The organism is Candidatus Centipeda massiliensis (assembly GCF_900290285.1).
Classification (GTDB): Bacteria; Bacillota; Negativicutes; order Selenomonadales; family Selenomonadaceae; genus Centipeda; species Centipeda massiliensis.
This window is the reverse complement of the sequence record NZ_LT985755.1, coordinates 230952-250866: the sequence shown is the minus strand read 5'-3', so window position 1 is coordinate 250866 and position 19915 is coordinate 230952. Positions and strand designations below refer to the sequence as shown.

Sequence of the window (19915 nt, the reverse complement as noted above, 5' to 3'; positions counted from 1 at the left end):
TCATGGCAGAACAGAAAAAAGTTCGTTTTATCATCGAGCGTCAGGATGGACCGAACGAGAACCCCTATACGCAGGAGTTTGACGTCGACTATCGTCCCGGTCTCAACGTCGTTGCGTCCCTCATGGAGATCCAGAAGAACCCCGTGACGGTGGACGGCAAGCGCGTTCCGCCTCCGGTCTGGGAGTGCAACTGCCTTGAGAAGGTCTGCGGTGCGTGCATGATGGTCATCAATGGCCACGCACAGCAGGCATGCTGCGCACTGGTCGACAACCTCACGCAGCCGATCCGCGTCCAGCCGGCGCGTACGTTCCCCGTGATCCGCGACCTTCTCATCGACCGCTCGGTCATGTTCGAGAGCCTCAAGCGCATTCACGGCTGGGTCGAGGTGGACGGTACATGGGACAACAAGGATGCCCCGATTCAGAATCCGTACACGGCGGAGACGTGCTACGAGCTGTCGCACTGCATGACGTGCGGCTGCTGCCTTGAGGCGTGCCCGAACGTCGGCCCGCAGTCCGACTTCATCGGACCCGCACCGACGGCGCAGACGCTTCTCTTCAACCTCCATCCGCTCGGAAAGTTCGACGCGCCGAAGCGCCTCAACGCGCTGATGGAGAAGGGCGGCATCACGAGCTGCGGCAACAGCCAGAACTGCGAGCGCGTCTGCCCGAAGAGCATCAAGCTCACGCAGCATCTTGCACAGCTTAACCGCGAGGTCAACAAGCAGGCACTGCGCAATATGTTCAACCACTGAACCGACCCCGCAGGGATCGGTTCGGCAAGGGGCTGCTGCACGAAGTTTTTTAACTTCGTGCAGCAGCCCCTATTATTATGCCAGCAATATCGCTGCAAGGGAATCGCTGATAAAATGAAGTCCGTCAGATTGGCGTAGATTTTTCTGTCCGATTGAGGAGGCAAACCGGACGCATAGCCAAAGCTATGTGGAGGATTTGCCGACAAAAAGCGGGCAAAAAAGATACGCTAAGATGGCGCGGCTGAATTTATCAGTGCTTCCCAAACGCCCCTTTTCCGCCGAAGTACGGACAAAGAAGATGCGCTTAGACCGCAGCGCTGATTTATCAGCGTTCTTAAACGCCACATAAGATATTAGTCCTATTTAAATCCACCCTGCGCTGTGATAAAATATAAAGACCATTGATTAAGTGGTGGTTAGCAGCAGATGTTTATGTTAAGGAATCACTGATAAAATGAAGTCTGTCAAGATGATGGGGCTGAATTGATCTGTGCGTCCTTCATCTGCTTCTATCATGGATGGTGGCAATATGCAGGGAGGAATTCTTATGTCGAGAAACTCGCAAACGCGTCGGTTGGCTCTTTCCGTCGCAGTCGCTTTGTCCGCAGGGGGAGGCGCACTGTTTCCGGTCATGCCGCACGCATTCGCTGCCGATGTAACGGGGAACAATGTAACAGTAAACAGCTCGTCGGCTCCGGAGCTGGGCTATCCCGCAATCACGGGCGGCGCGATCAGCTCGCTTTCGGATGCGGGGAACGTCACGGGCAATACGCTGACGATGGACGGCGTATCGTATACGGGCGGAACTGTTCTGGGCGGTGATACCGTCGGCACGGGCAATGTGCAGGGCAACAAGCTCTTCCTCCAGAACGGTGCCAATATCACCGGATTCGCGATTGGCGGCAGAACGCGCAGCGGCGGCGATGCCACCGGCAACGAAATCAATATTTCCGGAGCGATGACGAATGCCACCGGCTTTTATGTGGTCGGCGGTCTGACCGATGGGGCGACCGGGAATGCCGGGCAGAACAAGGCGATTATGAGCGACGGGACGGCGACCATGCTTTATGGTGGTCTTGTCGTGGGTCCCAACTCGACAGGCAATGCTGCGGGCAACGAGGCACACCTCTCGGGCGGCACCGTGAACAACGACGTGGTGGGCGGTTTCATCAAGGAGTACAATTCCAGCACACAGGCGACGGGCAATGTCTCGGGCAGCATCGTGAACATTTCGGGCGGTACCGTAAACGGGACAACGTACGGCGGTCTGACGCAGGGCACGGGTTCCGTGACGGGCAGTACGGTCACAATCAGCGGAGGCTCAGTGCATGATGTCCTTGGCGGACGCTCCCTGACGGGCGATGCTTCGACCAATACCCTGAACTTCCAAGGTGCGACGGCGGACAACCTGATCGGCGGTCGCGTTGCGGGCACGAATGCGGCGGGCAATGTTGCGACGAATACCGTCACCGTTACGAGCGGTACAGTCAGTCAAGATGTGCGCGGCGGCGAGATCATTGCACCCTCGGCGACCGGAAACGTCTCCGGGAACATTGTCAACATCAATGGCGGTACCATTGGCGGGACAGTCACTGCCGGCCACAATATGGGCACGGGCAAGGCTGATGGGAACGAGATCCACATTACAAACGGCTCGATCACGGGCGTTGTCACGGGCGGTCATGGTACTCATGCGGGCGAGGTGTCGGGCAACAAGGTCAACGTCACGAACGGTACACTCTCGGATAATATCATCGGTGGGTTTGCCGAAGATACGGGGACGGCATCGGCGAACGAGGTCACCATCACGGGCGGTGCGCTCAGCGGTACTACGATTGACGGCGGCTACAGCGTCAATGGGACGGCGTCCGGCAATACGGCGACTGTCGGCGGCATCTCCTTTGCCGGTGTGGTTACGGGCGGACGCGGCGGTGCGGGCGCAGATGCGAATAAGGTATTCCTCAAGAACAGCGCCGGTATCACAGGGAATGCGTATGGCGGTCGTGTTCTGAGCGGCGGCAATGTCACGGGCAACGAACTGACCATTGAGGCGAGCGGCGCGACGGTGTCCGGTGTTGCCGTCGGTGGACAGAACGACGTTGCGGCGGGCGACGTTACGGACAATAAGGCATATATGAACGCCGGATCGGCGGCTCGGCTCATCGGCGGTGTGGTCAATGGCGTCGGCGCAACGGGTCAGGCATCGGGCAACCGTGCCGAGGTGTCGGGCGGCTCAAGTGCCTTTATTGCAGGCGCTTTGATCAGTGATACCGGAGCGACGGGCGAGGCTTCGGACAACCACGCCGTTGTCAGCGGCGCGAGCGCTGCCCTTGGCAGCATCTATGGCGGCATCACGAACGGTACGGGTGCGGCGAAGAACAATACGGCAACGATCAGCGGTTCCATCACCGCCAATGATGTTGTCGGCGGGCAGTCCGTGACGGGCAATGCCGAGGGGAATAAAGCCAACTTTACACAGGCGACGGTGACCAACGTGCGGGGCGCACGCATCACAGGAAGCGGCACGGGCAGTGCCATCAATAACGAGGCAACGATTGCGGGCGGCTGGGTGACGGGCGCTGCGGCAGGTGCCGAGATTCAGGGTGCTGCGACCGGCGCCGTGCAGGACAACACACTGACGGTCACGGGTGGCACGGTCAGCGGCGACAGCTATGGCGGTATCACGTACGGTACGGGCGATGCCGTCCAGAACGGTGCCGTTGTGAGCGGTGGCAGTACGAGCCTCACCAATGTATACGGCGGCTCTGCCGTTTCGGGCAGTGCCACGAAGAACTATGTGACATTTGCCGATGCATCCGCCCAGAGCATCACAGCCGGTCGTACGGGCGGTGCGGGCGCTGTCTCGGACAATAAGGTCGAGATGACAAGCGGTTCGTCTGTGAACGGCGTTACCGGTGGTCTGAGCTATGGCTCGGGTACGGTATCGGGGAACAAGGTCGAGATTAAGGGCGGTACGGTCGGCGGCAATATCCTTGGCGGATACAATACCGGAACGGGCGCGGCATCGTCGAATACCGTGGAGCTGACGGGCGGCACGATCAATGCGACTGTGTACGGCGGTTTGGCGGGCAGCGGGGCTGCTGATACGAATACCGTTACGGTCAAGAAGAATGTTACGGGCAATGTCTTTGGCGGAAATGCAAGCGGCAGTGCCTCGGGGAACACGGTTGACCTCGGTGCCGTAACGGTCTCTGGATCTGTTGTTGGCGGTCAGGGAAGCACGGCAGACAACAATACGGTCAATATGAATGACTCCACGGTCGGCAGTGTCATTTCGGTCGGCGCTGCGGGCGGTACGGGCAATACGCTGACGGTGAAGGGCACGAACAGAGCCGGCAATATCACGGGCTTCCAAAAGGTCAGCTTCGACCTTTCCACAGCATCCACGACCGATCCGATGCTGAACATTACGAACGGTTGGGGAACCTCATTTAACTGGGGCGCACTCGAAGTGTCGAACGCGGAGCAGCCCAACCGGCTCGTTCTGATGCAAAACGGTGCTGGGATTTCGCTCGGCAGCTATACGGGCGCAAAGAGCGTAAGCAATTCCGATGATACGACGGAGTTCAACATCGACACGGAGAACCACAGCAGCTGGGATCAGCGCATCGTCTCCGAGAGCTATAAGTATCGTCTGCAGGACACTCCTGTGACACCGTCGTTCGATCCGGGCAGTGTCTACGGCGGTATTTCGAAGGTCGCCAACTCGACGCGCGAGAACGACATCACCGTATCGAGCGGCAGCTATACGAATGCCTACGGCGGGTATACGGACGTTCCTCTGGTCGGCACGGGTACGACGAAGTCGGACAGGGACAAGAGCTATAACAACAAGATTACCCTCTCCGGCGGCAACATTACGAATACCATCTATGGCGGCTATACGTGGGCACCGACGGGTACGACGACGAACAACACGGTCAACATCAAGGGTGGTTTTGCGGCGAACGTCGTCGGCGCGTACTCTGCGGGCAGTGCAACGGCGAACAAGGTGAACGTTACGGGCGGCAGCGTGGGCAATATCACGGGCTCGATCTCCACGGGCGGCGCAGCCTCGGACAACGAGATCACGCTTGGCACGGGGGCTGTTGTTACGGGATATGTCATGGGTGGCTCGGGTGCAACCGCAACGAACAACAACAAGGTCACGCTGGAAGGCAATACCACGGTAACGGGCATCCTCAGCGGCGCTAATATGGTCGGTACGGGCAACACGCTGACGATCAAGGGCAACAACACTGCGGGCAACATCACAATGTTCCAGAAGGTGAAGTTTGACCTCGACAGCGCATCGACTCCTGCCAATGCAATGCTTGCCCTCACGGGCGGTTCCACCGGTATCGACTGGACTACGCTTGAAGCAACCGGCACGGCGACGGGTGCACGCACGCTTCTGTCGAACACGAGCGGCTTCGGTATCTCCGGATACACGATCGACGGAACCTTTGTATCCGAGACGGACGAGCACGAATACTTCATTGATACCGACACGCATACGGCTACCGGCGCAACGAAGATCAACCTGGACGACTATCAGTTCAAGAACGCCAATGTCACCACTCTGGCAGATCCGAATGATACGTGGGCAGGGCGCTCCAAGCGCGGCAACACGACGCAGGACAATACGCTGACCATAACGGGCGGCACGGGAACGAACGCCTACGGCGGCTGGACGTCGACCGGTTCCACCACGACACCGCATGCGGATAGATTTGACAGCAAGAACAACACGGTGAACCTAAACGGCGGCTCGATCACGAATGTCTACGGCGGCTACACCACCTCGGCGGGCGGCAAGGCGACGGGCAATACCGTCAATGTCGCGGGCGGCACGGCAACGAATGTTGTGGGTGGTGAGTCCATCGGCGATGCGACGAAGAACACGGTCAACGTGAGAAGCGGCAACGTGACGAATGTCACGGGCTCTGTGTCCACGGGCGCAGCCTCGGATAACACGATCAACCTCGGTTCCGTATACATTGCGGGCAATGTCCTCGGCGGTCAGGGTACCGTAACGAACGACAATAAGGTCAACGTGGAAGGAACGACCGTAGCCGGCAGCATTACGGCGGGATCTGCGGGCGGCACGGGGAATAAGCTGACAGTCAAGAGTGCGAACACGGCGGGCAGCATCGCAGGGTTCAACAAGGTGATCTTTGACACGGACAGCGCAACGACGAATCCGATGCTCACACTGAACGGCGGTACATCTTTCCTTGATTGGCAGACGCTTGAGGCGACCGGCACATCTGCAGGTCCCATTACGTTGATGCACAACGGTGCGGGGCTCTCGTTCGGCGGCACCTATAACGGCGCACACAGCCGCAGCGATTCGGATGATACGACGGAGTTCAACATTGATACGGTAAGCCATACGGCTTCGGACAACGATGTCATCGCCGAGAGCTACAAGTATCGCGGGCAGACAAATCCCGTGGTGTCACCAGCGTTCGCTCCGGGGAATGTCTACGGCGGCATCTCGAAGGTGGGCAATGCGACCCGTGAAAATGAGATCACCGTGTCGAGTGGTGGCTATACGGATGCGTTCGGCGGCTATACGGAAGTTCCCTCGTTTGGTTCCGGCAAGGCACAGTCGTCGGAGAAGGAAAACAGCCACGACAACAAGATCACGATTGCCGGCGCAAACGTCTCCGGCACGGTCTACGGCGGCTATACAACATCGACGACGGGATCGGCGACCAAGAACAAGGTCGAAGTCACAAGCGGTACGGTCAACAATATCGTTGGCGGCTACTCTGCGGGCGGCGCAGCCTCGAACAATGAGATTACGCTCAAGGGTGGCGTGACCGTGGGCAGTGTCCTCGGCGGTCAGGGTGCGACCACAACGGATAACAAGGTCAATCTGGAAGGTGCGACCGTTACCGGCGCCGTCACGGGCGGCTCTGCGGGCGGCACGGGTCATGAACTGACGGTCAGGAATACGAACGCGGCGGGCAGCCTCGTGGGCTTTGGCAAGCTGAAATTCGATGTCGGCACTGCGGCGACGAATCCGATGCTCACGCTCACGGGCGGTGCATCCGCATTTGACTGGCAGACGCTTGAGGCAATCGGCACGACCGCAGGTCCCGTCACACTGATGGAGAACGGCGCGGGCATTTCGTTCAGCAACTATGATGGCGCGCACAGCGGAATTGACTCTGCCGATACAACGGAGTTCAATATCGACACCGAGAACCGTACGGCTTCGGACAATAAGGTCATTGCACAGAGCTATCAGTATCGCGGACAGACGAACGCCGTGACCTCGATCGGCACGGATGTGTACGGCGGTATCTCGCGGGTTGCCAACGCGACGCGGGAGAACAATATCACCGTGTCGAGCGGAAGCTACACGAATGCCTACGGCGGCTATACGGACTCTGTTCCGCCGCTGCCCGGCTCGGATGCGAAGGCAAACTCGGCAGAGAAGAACAACAGCCACGATAATACGATCACGATTGCCGGCGCAAACGTCTCCGGCACCGTCTACGGCGGCTACACGAACGCGGCGGCGGGTACGGCGACAAAGAACACGGTCAATGTGACGGGCGGCATGGTCGCCAACGTGGTCGGCGGTTATTCCACCGGCGATGCAAAGGAGAACATCGTCAACGTCAAGTCCGATGTCACGGGCAATGTGACGGGTTCTGTGTCCACGAACGGCGCAGCTTCGGCGAACGTCGTAAGCCTTAGCAATATCACGGTCGGGGGCAATGTCACCGGCGGTGAGGGCACTGACACGAATGACAACACGGTCAATGTGGAAGGCACAACCGTAAACGGCGTGATCTCCGGCGGCAGCAATGCCACCTCGGGCAATACGCTGACAGTGAAGGGCACGAACAGCGCCGGCAATATCACGGCGTTCCAGCACGTGAACTTCGATGCCTCCACGGCGAATGCGGGAACTTCGATGCTCACGTTTACGGGCGGCGCAAATGCGCTCGACTGGCAGACGCTGGATGCGACCGGCATAGCGACGACCCCGATCACGCTGATGGAGAACGGCGCAGGTATTTCCTTCGGCGGCACCTATGACGGTGCGCGCAGCAAGATCAATGGGGACGATACGACCGAGTACAATATCGACACGGAGAATCGTACCGCATCGGATACGAAGGTCATTGCGCAGAGCTATCAGTACAGAGGCGTGACGGCTCCTGTGACACCGTCGGGTTCGACGGATGTCTACGGCGGCATCTCGAAGGTGGGCAACGCAACGCGCGAGAACAATATCACCGTGTCGAGCGGCAGCTACACGAATGCCTATGGCGGCTACACGGATGTTCCCCTGTCCGGCACGGATGCAAAAGCTCTGTCGGCAGAGAAGAATGACAGCCATGACAACAGTGTCACGATTGATGGCGCCACGGTGGGTACTGTCTACGGCGGCTATGCAACATCGCCGACGGGCAAGGCGACCAAGAACACGGTTAACATCACAAGCGGCACGGTTGCCAATGCAGTCGGCGGTTATTCCACCGGCGATGCAAAGGAGAACACCGTCAACGTCAAGTCCAATGTTTCGGGCGACGTGACAGGCTCTGTGTCCACGAGCGGCGCGGCTTCGGCGAACGTCGTAAGCCTTGACAATATCACGGTCGGGGGCAATGTCACGGGCGGCAGCGGCGCGACGACGGAGGACAATATCATCCATCTGAGCAAGACGACCGTCACGGGCAATATCACGGGCGGCACGGCTGCGTCCGGTACGGGCAACACGCTCGTCGTTCATCCCGGCGCATCGAAGGCGCAGAGCCTTGCGGGCATCCAGAACATCAATTTCTTCCTCGATGATACGCATGACAAGACGGCTCCGGTTCTCGAACTCACCACGACGGGGACGCAGAATCTGCAGGGCGTAGGCATCGGCGTCGGCGTTATCGACGGCGCACATCCTGCGTACCGTGTGAACGAGCAGTTCAGCCTCATCAAGGCGCCCAGCGGCACGATCCAGACCGATCCCACGATCCGGAATACGTCGTCGGCGATGCAGGGCGTATCGCTCCGCTATGAGTTCGATGTTGCACAGACGGCGACGAACGAGGTCTCTGCCGTTGTCAAGAAGGCAGAGCTGATCGAGCAGACGAAGTCCTTTGTTGAGACGCGTGCCGGAGCAACGGCGTTCATCAATCAGGGCGTGGACTTCCTCGTTGCCAACAACATTCAGGCAGCGAAGGACGCTGCTTCTGCCGGAAAGGCGGATGAGGCGACTGCACCCAAGGGCTATCAGCTCTGGGCAGGCATCGGCGGCAACCGCATGCACTCTGAGAGCGGTTCCTACGTCGAGACGAACGGCTGGAATGTCGGTGTCGGCTGGGCGCGTGAGAATGCGCTGAAGGATGGCAAGGCGGTCTATGGTCCCTTCCTCTCCTACGGCAACGGCAGCTATGACTCCTACCTCAACGACAATACGCACGGCAGCGGCAAGTTCCGCACCTTTGGTCTTGGCGTCATGGCTCGGTTCGAGAAGAACGATGGCATGTGGTACGAGGGATCGCTGCAGGGTGGTCGCGTGAAGAGTGACTACAGCGGAAGCATCTACGCCGGTGTCAATTCGTCGTATGATGTTTCAAACACCTACTGGTCAGGTCATCTCGGTGCCGGCAAGGATATTCAGCTCAAGGACGATGCGAAGATCACGCCGTACCTGCGTTACTTCTGGTCGCATCAGGGCGGTGTAACGGCGCATCTGAACACGAATGAGGACTATGACTTCTCCGAGGTCACCTCGCACAGAACGCGCCTCGGCTTCCGCTACACGCGTCAGAACGAGGCAGCCGGCGAGTTCTATACGGGACTTGCATGGGAGTACGAGTTCAGCGGCAGCGCACATGCGTCCTATCAGGGCTATGATACGCCTAGCCCGAGCCTCAAGGGGTCGAGCGGAATGCTCGAACTCGGCTACCGCTTTATCCCTGCAGACAGCAGGATGCGCTACGATCTGCGGCTCACGGGATGGCAGGGCAAGCGTCGCGGCCTCAGCGGCGACCTTGGCGTCAAGTGGATGTTCTAAAATTTAATAGGTAGATTTCTATCGGCTCTGCACGGGATTTCCTGTGCAGAGTCTTTTTTTTGCAATAAAATAGGGGCTGCTGTACGATGTTTTGCTTCGTACAGCAGCCCCTGTCATAGATATGCGGCTAGGAGGCGTTCGATCTCCGCTGTCAGTTGCGCAACGCTGTGACGGCGGCTGCGCGCACAGCTCTGTGCCTGCTCCGTGCAGAGGAGGCAGCGGCGCGGGACGGAGCGCGAGAGCTTTGTGCCGTCCGCGCTTAGAACGTCCATATCGAAAAGCCGTCCCAGTGGATGCTCCTCCTCCATGCGCGTGGCAATCTCCTTGATTGCCGCCGCATCGCCGTCGATGGCAAGCAGTGCCTCATCGCCCGTCGGCGCATGGATTTCTGCCCGCGCCGTGGGGGACAGCCCTGCCGCTTCCAGTGCGCCCTCCAATGCAAGGAGTCCCGCCTCAAAGGCACGGCGCAGATCGGGCGATGTCTTGACGGGACCCGGGATGTTGAGCGTGAAGGAGAGGAGGGGACAATCGTATTTTTCGAGCCATGCGTCCTGTCGTGCCGCACGCTCCTCGCGTGCGGCGAGCATGGCGGGGAGTTCTACGGGGATTCCGCTGAACATAATGCTTCCTTTAGTAGTGGACGACATCTGTCGTCTCTGCAATCTTTCGGCGAATGGCGGCACTCTCCTCGCTTTGGAGGAAGGCGAGCGTTGTGGGCGGCACGAGGGAGGGGAGGATGCTCATGTCGCCGCACTTTATTGCGCGGCGCACGGTGGAGGCGCTGATCGGTGCGCCCGCGTGCTCCTTGCGCGGGATGATCCTGCACGCAATGCCTGTACGCGGGAGTTCCTTCAACATCGTTTCGTTGTAGAGACGTGTGACACGGCTCGCCTCCTCCGCACCGACGTAGCGCCGCGTGATGGAGAGCGCCTGTGCAATGCGCGAGAACACGGCAATGTCGAGCTGTGCGTGACTCAGTATGACGGCGTCTTCGTCCTTTTGGAAGTAGCTGGGGAAGGTTGCCTGACTGATGATGTAGGAGCCCGTCCGATGATAGACGATGTTTTTGAGATGCGCCGTTCCCTCCCGTATCAGGCGCTCGCGCACGGCGAAGGGGAAGAGGCTCACGTCCTCGCTGACGGTAAAGAGATGCACCCATTCATTTTCCGCAGCAGCCTGCTCCACGAGATAGAGATGTCCGAGCGTAAACGGGTTCGCGTTCATCACGACTGCCGCCGTGTTTTTCGCGTCTGCGGGGCTTTCGCGCTGCAGTGCGCTCAGATAGTCGGAGAATCCCCAACGGCGATTTTCGAGAAAGACGATCATGTCCGATACGCGGGCAATCTCATGAAAGCCGAGGTCGCGGAAGAAGCGGACGGAGCTGCCCTTCGTATAGAGAAAGACGGCGGCGTTCCCACGCTCCTGCTGCACTGTCATGAGATGGGAGAGAACTTCGTTCAGCAGTCCCTCACCCTGATGCGCATGGTCGACGGCGAAGCAGCGGAGCGTATTGCCGCAGCAGCTGCCCGTCGCGATGGGATTGTACGCCTCGTCGAGGATTGCGCAGGTATAGTCGAGGTTTGCGTCCATGCGCAGGTTTTCCTTTTCGAGCAGGGCACGCACGCGTTCCATGCCCGTGCGGTCGGATGGATAGATGGTCGTGATCATAGGTTCTGGTTCTCCTTTGTTTCGGCAAGCAGGTCGATAAAGGCGCGAATCTGCGGCAGGGCGGCGGTTTGCTCCGTGTAGAGGAGATAGGTGGAGCGCACGAGCGGACGTCCGTCCGCAAAGTGCATGGGGCGCACGCAGCCATCGAAGTGCGCGAGACAGATTTCGGGGACAATGCCCCACCCAAGTCCCTGCCGTACCATCTCGATGCAGGTAGCGGTGCTGTTCGCAAAGACCTGATTCTTTGCCGTGGGGATCTTGTTCTCTCTGCGCCAGAGCGCTGTGTCGCGCTCCATCTCCGTGTCCGCCTTGCGGATGACCTGCGGCAGCTCGCTCAGCGGACGGTCACGATGCTCGGGGCAGGTGATGACGCAGACGGGTTCACGCCCCAAGAGGAGGCGCGGCCCGTCCCAGTCCGAGTATTCGCCGCGTACGACGGCAAGCTCCATCTGTCCCGCGATGAACATGGAGTAGATCTTCTGGCTGACCTCGATGATTGTCTGCGTATGTACGAGCGGGTAGCGCTCCTGATAGCGTTGGAGCAGCGGCGGCAGGCGGTACATCGCATAGTTGATCGACACGCCGGCGCGCAGTGTGCCGGAGATAATGCCCTGCGTGTCGTTGAGTTCCTGATTCATCGTGCGAAGTTCACGCGCGATCGCATTGACGTGGCGCAGCACGATCTCACCTGCCGGCGTGAACTGGATGCCGAGCCGTGAGCGCAGGACAAGGATGATGCCAAGCTCCTTTTCGAGCTGGCGGATGCGCTTTGACACCGAGGACTGCGTCGTATAGAGTTCCTCGGCTGTGCGCGTGATATTGCTTGTGCGGTGCAGCGTCATGAGCAGCTGGATATCCTGCGTATCCATCGGCTTCCCTCCCATCAGAGAATACGATGCGTTTATTATACCATGACTATCATCGCTTTTACGATTGAAAAACGCAAGACTAACATTCTTTTATGGAATGGTGCAGGCGGAAAAATGGAGGCGTTTACAGGGAATATCGCTCCTGCTATTATGATATCATAATTGAAAGTTAGGAGGAAGCGTTATGCAGATCGAAAAAATGGCGATGGCGGGGACGTTGGAGTCCAGCGATGCGCAAGTCACGGTCGAGCCGGGCACGGGCGGCATCGAGCTTCATCTGGAGAGCAGCGTCATGAACCAGTACGGTCGCGCCATCCAAAAGACCGTGCTCGAAACGCTGGAACGCCTCGGCGTTTCGTCCGCGCGTGTGCAGGTGGTGGACAAGGGCGCACTGGACTGCACGATCCGCGCGCGTGTGGAGTGTGCGGTATTCCGCAGTGCGGGTGTATCGGACAAGAATGTTCCGTGGGGAGGTGTGATTCAGTGATTCCAAGACCCAGACCGGAGCGGTTTCGTCTGCGCCGCACGATGATGTTCATGAATGCGCAGCGGCCGGGACTCATCAAGGACGCGTATATCTACGGCGTCGACAGCATCATGCTCGATCTTGAGGATGCCGTGGCGGAGAATCAGAAGGACGCGGCACGGTTCTCTCTCTATCATGCGCTGAAGAGCATCGACTACGGTGATACCGAGGTCATTGTACGCATCAATGGGCTTGATACGCCGCATTGGCAGGAGGATGTGCGCGTCTGCGTTGCGGGCGGTGCGGACGGCGTACGCATCGCCAAATGCGAGAGTGCGGACGATGTGCGGCTGATCGAGGAGCACGTGCTTGCGGCGGAGAAGGAGTTCGGCGTCGAGGAGGGGCGGACGCTGCTCATGGCGGCGCTCGAAAGCCCGAAGGGGATTCTGAATGCGCGCGAGATCTGTCAGGCGTCGGAGCGTATGCTCGGCGTGGCGATCTCGGGCGGCGACTTCCGCAAGAGCATGCACGTCCGCCCCGAGCGCAGCGGCATCGAGATCAATACGGCGCGCAGCCTCATGCTGCTCGCGGCGCGTGAGGCGGGCATTCAGTGCTTTGACACGGTGTTCACCGCACTCGACGATGAGGAGGGCTTTCGCGCGGAGGTGGAACTCGATCACGCGATGGGCTTTGACGGCAAGAGCCTCATCAACCCGCGCCAGATTGCGTACGTGCACAAGACTTTTGCCCCGACGGAGAAGGAGATCGCAACGGCGGAACTCTATGTGCGCAGCTACGAGGAGCAGTCGAAGCTGGGCGTCGGTGTCTACACGGTGAACGGCAAGATGGTCGACATTGCCTTCATCGAGGACGCAAGGCGCATACTCGCCCTTGCGAAGGCGTGCGGCGTCTACCACGGGGATTTGTAAAAGGGGGTGCAGTGATATGAAAAATGCAGTGGGCAGAGAGATTCCCGATGACCTCCTCACAGGGGGCAAGGAGGTCTATCAGGGTAAATTCTATATGGACGGCAAGCCCTATAAAAAGGCGGGAGCGACCGTACGGCGCGCAGAGAAGCCGCAGGCGTCGAAGGTGGTCGGCTCGATCCGTGAGGCGTGCGAGAAATGCGGCGCGCATGACGGCATGACGGTTTCCTTCCATCATGCCTTTCGCAACGGCGACTATGTGACGAGCATGGTTATGAAGGTGCTCGTCGAGGAGATGGGGCTGAAGGATCTGACGGTTGCGACGACCTCCCTCGGCAGCGCGCAGGATCTCCTTGCGGACTACATCGAGGAGGGCAAGATCATCGGTGTCCAGTCCTCGGGTGTGCGCGGACGGATCGGCGAGGTCATCTCGGCGGGCAAGCTCAAAACGCCCGCGATCATCCGCAGTCACGGCGGGCGGCCGCGTGCCATCGAGACGGGGGAACTCTCCATCGACATCACGTTTATCGCGGCATCGGCGGCGGACGACTACGGCAATGCGAATGGTACGGGCGGCAAGAACAACTGCGGTACGCTCGGCTATGCCGTCGCGGACGCGCGCTATGCCAACAATGTCGTCGTGGTGACGGACACGCTCGTCCCGTTCCCGAATATGCCCGCCGCCATTCCGTCCATCGACGTGGACTATGTTGTCGTTGTGGATGAGATCGGCGATCCGAAGAAGATCGGCACGAAGGAGGCGCGCGTCACCGAGGATCCGCGCAACCTCATGATGGCGGAGAACTGTGCGAAGATCATGGCGGCGACGCCGTACTTTAAGGACGGCTTCTCGTTCCAGACGGGTGTCGGCGGCCCGTCGCTCGCGGTCAACCGCTATCTTGAGGACTATATGCGCGAGCGGGGGATTGTGATGGGATTCGCGCTCGGCGGTATGGGCGGCAATATCTGCGACCTCATGGACAAGGGACTTGTGCGCAAGCTGCTCGATACACAGGATTTCGACACAAAGGCGATTGCGCATCTTGCGGCGCATCCCGACAAGCATCTTGAGATCTCCACGAGCGAGTACGCAAATCCCGCGAACAAGGGCGCATACGTCAACAAGCTCGACTTCGTCGTGCTTGCGGCGCTGGAGATTGACACGGATTTCAACGTCAATGTGCTGACCGGCTCGGACGGGGTGCTGCGCGGTGCGCCGGGCGGGCATCCGGACACGGCGGCGGGGAGCAAGTGCTGCATCATTGTCACGCCGCTCGTGCGCGGGCGCATGGCAACGGTCTGCAAGAAGGTCGTCACCGTGACGACGCCGGGGGACTGTGTGGATGTGCTCGTGACGGACTACGGCATCGCCGTCAATCCCGCACGCGGGGATCTGATCGCGTGCCTCGACGCGGCGGGAATTGCCCATACGACGATTGAGGCGCTCCAAGAGAAGGCGTACAGCCTTGTCGGTGAGCCGGACGAACTCGAATGGGAGGATCCGGTGATCGCCGTTCTGGAGGCGCGTGACGGTACGATTCTCGATGTCGTACGCAAGATCAAACCGCTCGTGCTTTGAATGCGGTCTTGGATGGGAACATGAAGGGTGTGGATCACGTTGCCGCGCTCGCCGTGGAGGCGCTGCTCGCCGAGGTGGCGGCAACGCCGAAGCCGGGGCTTGTCGATCGTGCGAATAATGGGGCGCACGACGATATGGACTTCTTTACCTTTCAGGTATCGGCGGCGGTGCTCGCTCCGTATTTTGCGGAATTCGCGCGTGCGGGTGCGGGGCATGAGCACCTTGACACCCTGCTCGCGCAGCTGCGTCCGATTGGCTGTTGTGCAGAGGCCGCCATGTATGGACGCACGGGGGGCGTGAATACGCACAAGGGAGCGGTGTTCAGCTTTGGCGTTTTGCTCGGTGCGGTCGGGTGGCTCATGGCGCATGGCGGGCGTCTGACCGCCGATGCCGTTCTGGATGCGGCGAAAACGATCTGCACGGGACTTTGCCGCGCGGACTATGGAGCACTCGCAAAGGATGCCGTGCCCGCAACGAAGGGGCAGGCAGCGTATCTCGCGTACGGTCTGACGGGCGTGCGCGGCGAGGCGGAGGCAGGGTTCCCGCTCGTACGGGCGTATGCCCTGCCGCTCTACCGCACGCGCAGGGCAGCGCATACCCCGCTGAACGATGCACTCGTCGATGTTCTCCTCGTACTTATGGCGCACAATATGGATACGAATATCCTCGGACGCCGTGATCTCGCCGCGCTCCGCGAGGTTCAGCGCGAAGCCGCCCGCATCCTCACGCTGGGGGGCATGGGGACGGCGGCGGGACGCGCGGCGGCTGCGGCACTCGACACACAGCTGATCGATGCGTGGATCAGTCCCGGCGGCTCGGCGGATCTCGTTGCAGTCACGTATTTCCTCTATGAAATGGAACAGTCCGATATGCTCAGGTCAATGTGAAACCACTTTGGGAATGGAGGTTTTTCATGTTACTCGCTGTTACCGGTTTTGTGATGATCTTTTTGATCATCTTTCTGCTCTTGCAGTCCAAGGCGCATCCGACGCCGATCTTTGTCATTGTCCCGATTCTCTGTGCTGTGGTCTGCGGCTTTGACTTCACGCAGATTGCGGAGTTCATGAAAACGGGTGTGACGACGACCATGCCGGTCGCTGTGCTCTTTATCTTCTCTATTGTCTACTTCTCGATCATGTCGGAGGTCGGGCTCTTCGACCCTCTCGTCGACTTCCTCGTGAAACGCGCAGGCTCCAACGTCATCCTCGTTACGGTGGCGACCGCGTGTATTGCGACGATTGCCCACCTCGACGGCGCGCTTGCCGCGACACTCCTTGTGACAATTCCCGCGATGCTGCCGATTTACAAGAAACTGCATATTCGCCCCGTTGTGCTCTGCGTTATCATCGGCGCGGCAATGAGTATCATGAATCTCCTGCCGTGGGGCGGTCCCGTTGCGCGTGTCGGTGTTATCCTGAACACGGATGTCAATGCGCTCTGGCACACCCTCATCCCACTGCAGATTGTCGGCATTGTCATGGTGCTTGTCTTTGCCGCATTTATGGGCGTGTTGGAAAAGCGACGCGGCGCGGGCGTGCACCCGACCGGCAAGGCGGCGGAGCTGGATGAGGATGCGTCCTCGGCACATCAGATCTCCGATGAGGAAGCTGCGGCACTCAAGCGTCCGAAGCTCTTCTGGTTCAATCTTCTCCTCACGGTCGGCGTGGTCGCACTCCTTTGCTTTACGAAGATTCAGCTGTACGCCGCATTTATGATTGGTCTTTCCTTTGCACTCATCGTGAACTTTCCCGATCCGAAGATGCAGGGCAAGCGCATCAAGGCGCATGCGGGCGAGGCGCTCGGCGTACCGATGATCCTGCTCGCCTCCGGTGTATTCCTCGGTGTTCTCACGGGCACAAAGATGATGGATGCAATGGCGGAAACGCTTGTCATGCTCATTCCGACCGTGCTTGGCCCGTACTTCCACATCATCATGGGGATCTTTGCCGTACCAATCGGTATGATGCTCGGTACGAGTCCGTACTTCTTCGGTCTTATGCCGCTTGCCATTGGTGTCGGTGAGCAGTACGGCATTACCCCGGAGAATATGTCGAATGCGATGCTTGTCGGCAAGAACTTTGCCGTTCTCGTCACACCGCACGCGGCGACGACATTCCTCTGTTGCGGACTTGCGGGCGTTTCCATCAAGGAGCTGCTGCGCTTCTGTACGCCGTGGCTCTGGGGACTGTCGATCATCTCTCTGTTCTTTGCCATTGTCTTGGGGATTGTGACCATATAATCCAAGTTCAAAAATAAGAAAGACAGACAGCGTAATCTCTGCGCCGTCTGTCTTTCTTATTTTTGCAGGTCGACCGTATCGAGTACCGCTCCGCTCGTTGTTTCGCATCGGATGTGCAGCCGATGCGCATCCGCCTCCAGATAGAGGTAGTTGGACGGCGTGGGATCGGGGCCGGCGACGATGTCGTATGTCTCTGCGGGGACGTTGAAGTACTCGTTCCCCGCAGGTCCTGTGAGGAGGTAGAGGGTGCCGTTCCTGTCGGTCTGACGCGCGCGCATTTGGCGGCGGCGGTAGGCGTGAACGTGTCCTGAGACGACGAGGTCGATGCCGAGCGCATCGAATGTGTCCAAGAAAATCTGTCCCACGTCGCTGATGCCGTGATTTGTATTCTGCTCGACCTGATAGTCACCGTAGGCGAGAATATCTTTGTGCATGAGGACGAGCTTCCACGGTGCTGTGCTTGCCGCAGCCTCCTTTTTCAGCCAGTCCATCTGCTCTGCCCGCAGCGCCGCGCCGCGTTCCTCCGCCTCAAGGAACTGGGTATCGAGAACGATGCAGTGCACCGCGCCGAGATCAAAGGAGTAGTAGTGTCCGCGAAAATCACGGCTGCCGTTGTCGGGCAGGGCAAAGGTGCGGAGATAGCGGACGGGCGGCACTGCCGTCCACTGCAATCCGTAGTATTCGTGGTTGCCGAGGACGGGGATATGGGGATGCCGTGCGAGCGCTGTCCCTGCCTCCATTGCCTCAAAGAATGCGCGCCAATGCCATGCGGACTCCCCGTTGTCCGTGAGGTCGCCGACGATGGCGGCGGCGTCCGCATTCGGGTGACGCTGCCATGCCGCTTGATAAGTCGCGCCCCACACGTCGTAGCTCTCGCCGCATTGACTGTCCGAGAAGAGAAGGGCACATACCCGATCACTTTGATGGATCGGCAGGAGGGGGATCCAATCCGTTGCACCGGCTGGATGCGTGATCCGGTAGGAAGATCCCTCCATGAACGGAATCTCCGCATGATAGATGAACTGCACCTCGTCATCCATCGAGAGATAGGTATAGGCGGGGATACGGCGTTCCACCTGACCCCGCACGTCGCGCAGTTCGACGCACACGTTTTCAAGCACTTGTGGGCTGTCCCACTGGATCATGCGCGTGCGCGCGGGCTGCGCCGTCACAATCTGGCGCAGATGCTGGATACCGTCCGTGGCGGCGTGTGCGCTGCGGGACGAAAAGAGACCGCCGAAGCCCATTGTGAGGATGGTCTTGGCGGCAGTCTGTAAAAATGTACGTCGTGTCATTCGTTCTTCTCCATTTCCTGTGGGACAGCCTCTTCACGCATGAGCCGTTTTTCGTAGCGAATGGCGGCATAGATGAGAATGCCGGCGCAGATCACGACGATGACGAGGCGCGTATGATCCTCCTGCTGCATGATGATGTCATGTCCGATGATCGCCTCGATCCCTGTCGAGGGAAATTTGCCGACGAGGGACGCGAGTACGTAGTCGCGGAAACGGATCGACGAGAGTGCGCCGACGGCATTCATGACGGCAGAGGGGAGATAGGGCACCATGCGCCCGATGAGCATGATGAAGAAGCCTTTGTTTCCGCTGTACCGGTCGATCTTTGCGAGGAAGGGGCTCTTTGCAATCGCCTTTTCCGCTGCCTCGCGGAAGTAGAAGCGCATGAGAAGAAATGCAATGGTTACGCCGACCGTCTCCGCGACACAGGAGAGGATGATGCCGGGCACGATGCCGAAGAGGATGACGTTCGCCGTCGAGAAGATGACGGCGGGCGGGAAGCCGAGCGCATTCGTAAAGAGGGTGAGGAGGAAGGCAAAGACGACGGCCCACTCCCCGAATGAGCGAATGTACTCTACCGTCGCCGGGATGTCGCCGCTGGCGAGCAGGGTGAAGAGTTCGGGCAGAAAATCCGGTGCAATGAGGTGAATGATGACGAAGAGCAGGACGATCGCGAGAGCCGCGCCGATCTTGAGGACGCCCATACCCATTTGCTGCTTCATGTAAATGCCTCCTAGGTGCTGAGTACCATGATGAGTGCGCCGATGACCAGTGCGATGCTGAAGCCCTGCATGGCGTTTGCAATACTCTTGCCGTAAGTCTTGGAAAAATGTGCGGCAATCTTTCGGAGTTCAAAGATCAGGAAGGAGAGGCAGAAGAAGATGAGCGAGAGATCGTCCTCCGTCCAACCGTAGGCAAAGATCAGGGCGGTGAGGACGATGCCGGTCTGTTCACCGCGCGAAAAGAGGCGTTCCAGCTTTTTTTCGCGGGCGCGTGCGTCAATCTGGGCACGCGTTAGGGGAATGCCCATCTCGTCTACTTTCTCCTGATCGCGGTCGAACCATCGATAGTGGAATCCCAT

The 19915-nt window shown here is 59.2% G+C and carries 13 protein-coding genes; 7 read left to right on the top strand and 6 right to left on the bottom strand.

The genetic code is table 11. The features are described 5' to 3' along the window. Positions 1 to 2 precede the first annotated feature (2 nt). Entirely contained in the window at positions 3 to 755 is a 753-nt protein-coding gene (gene sdhB, locus C8273_RS07120) for a succinate dehydrogenase iron-sulfur subunit (RefSeq protein ID WP_106627052.1), read from the top strand. Between the two features lie 547 nt (positions 756 to 1302). Then, entirely contained in the window at positions 1303 to 9792 is an 8490-nt protein-coding gene (locus C8273_RS07110) for a hypothetical protein (RefSeq protein ID WP_159060744.1), read from the top strand. 113 nt (positions 9793 to 9905) lie between these two features. Here the strand turns inward: C8273_RS07110 and citX are convergent, their stop codons facing one another. From citX to C8273_RS07095, 3 genes are read right to left on the bottom strand one after another with little or no spacing between them, the layout of a single operon-like run. Next, complete coding sequence (citX, locus tag C8273_RS07105) at positions 9906 to 10412, bottom strand: citrate lyase holo-[acyl-carrier protein] synthase (protein WP_106627050.1); 507 nt, start codon at positions 10410 to 10412, stop codon at positions 9906 to 9908. 10 nt (positions 10413 to 10422) lie between these two features. Further along, positions 10423 to 11460: a [citrate (pro-3S)-lyase] ligase gene (gene citC / locus C8273_RS07100; RefSeq protein WP_106627049.1), complete on the bottom strand. Its 1038-nt coding sequence runs from the start codon at positions 11458 to 11460 to the stop codon at positions 10423 to 10425. Then, on the bottom strand, positions 11457 to 12329 hold the full coding sequence (locus tag C8273_RS07095; RefSeq protein ID WP_106627048.1) for a LysR family transcriptional regulator: 873 nt from the start codon (positions 12327 to 12329) through the stop codon (positions 11457 to 11459). The genes citC and C8273_RS07095 overlap by 4 nt, the downstream gene beginning before the upstream one ends. 184 nt (positions 12330 to 12513) lie before the next feature. Here C8273_RS07095 and citD point away from each other — a divergent pair, with 184 nt between their 5' ends. From citD to C8273_RS07070, 5 genes are read left to right on the top strand one after another with little or no spacing between them, the layout of a single operon-like run. Next, the gene (gene citD, locus C8273_RS07090; RefSeq protein ID WP_006306250.1) at positions 12514 to 12816 is read left to right on the top strand and encodes a citrate lyase acyl carrier protein; all 303 of its coding nucleotides are present in this window, start codon (positions 12514 to 12516) and stop codon (positions 12814 to 12816) included. Then, positions 12813 to 13724: an aldolase/citrate lyase family protein gene (locus C8273_RS07085; protein WP_106627047.1), complete on the top strand. Its 912-nt coding sequence runs from the start codon at positions 12813 to 12815 to the stop codon at positions 13722 to 13724. The genes citD and C8273_RS07085 overlap by 4 nt, the downstream gene beginning before the upstream one ends. Before the next feature lie 16 nt (positions 13725 to 13740). Further along, on the top strand, positions 13741 to 15300 hold the full coding sequence (gene citF, locus C8273_RS07080; protein ID WP_106627046.1) for a citrate lyase subunit alpha: 1560 nt from the start codon (positions 13741 to 13743) through the stop codon (positions 15298 to 15300). A 20-nt stretch (positions 15301 to 15320) separates the two neighbouring features. After that, positions 15321 to 16187: a triphosphoribosyl-dephospho-CoA synthase CitG gene (gene citG / locus C8273_RS07075; protein ID WP_106627045.1), complete on the top strand. Its 867-nt coding sequence runs from the start codon at positions 15321 to 15323 to the stop codon at positions 16185 to 16187. A gap of 26 nt (positions 16188 to 16213) precedes the next feature. Continuing rightward, entirely contained in the window at positions 16214 to 17539 is a 1326-nt protein-coding gene (locus C8273_RS07070; protein ID WP_106627044.1) for a CitMHS family transporter, read from the top strand. Positions 17540 to 17595: 56 nt separating this feature from the next. Here C8273_RS07070 and C8273_RS07065 read toward each other — a convergent pair whose 3' ends face one another. Genes C8273_RS07065 through C8273_RS07055 form a run of 3 tightly spaced genes read right to left on the bottom strand, consistent with a single transcriptional unit; the run spans position 17596 to position 19915 of the window. Then, positions 17596 to 18834: a metallophosphoesterase family protein gene (locus C8273_RS07065; protein WP_106627043.1), complete on the bottom strand. Its 1239-nt coding sequence runs from the start codon at positions 18832 to 18834 to the stop codon at positions 17596 to 17598. Further along, on the bottom strand, positions 18831 to 19556 hold the full coding sequence (locus C8273_RS07060) for a TVP38/TMEM64 family protein (RefSeq protein ID WP_106627042.1): 726 nt from the start codon (positions 19554 to 19556) through the stop codon (positions 18831 to 18833). The genes C8273_RS07065 and C8273_RS07060 overlap by 4 nt, the downstream gene beginning before the upstream one ends. Before the next feature lie 11 nt (positions 19557 to 19567). Continuing rightward, complete coding sequence (locus C8273_RS07055) at positions 19568 to 19915, bottom strand: hypothetical protein (RefSeq protein ID WP_106627041.1); 348 nt, start codon at positions 19913 to 19915, stop codon at positions 19568 to 19570.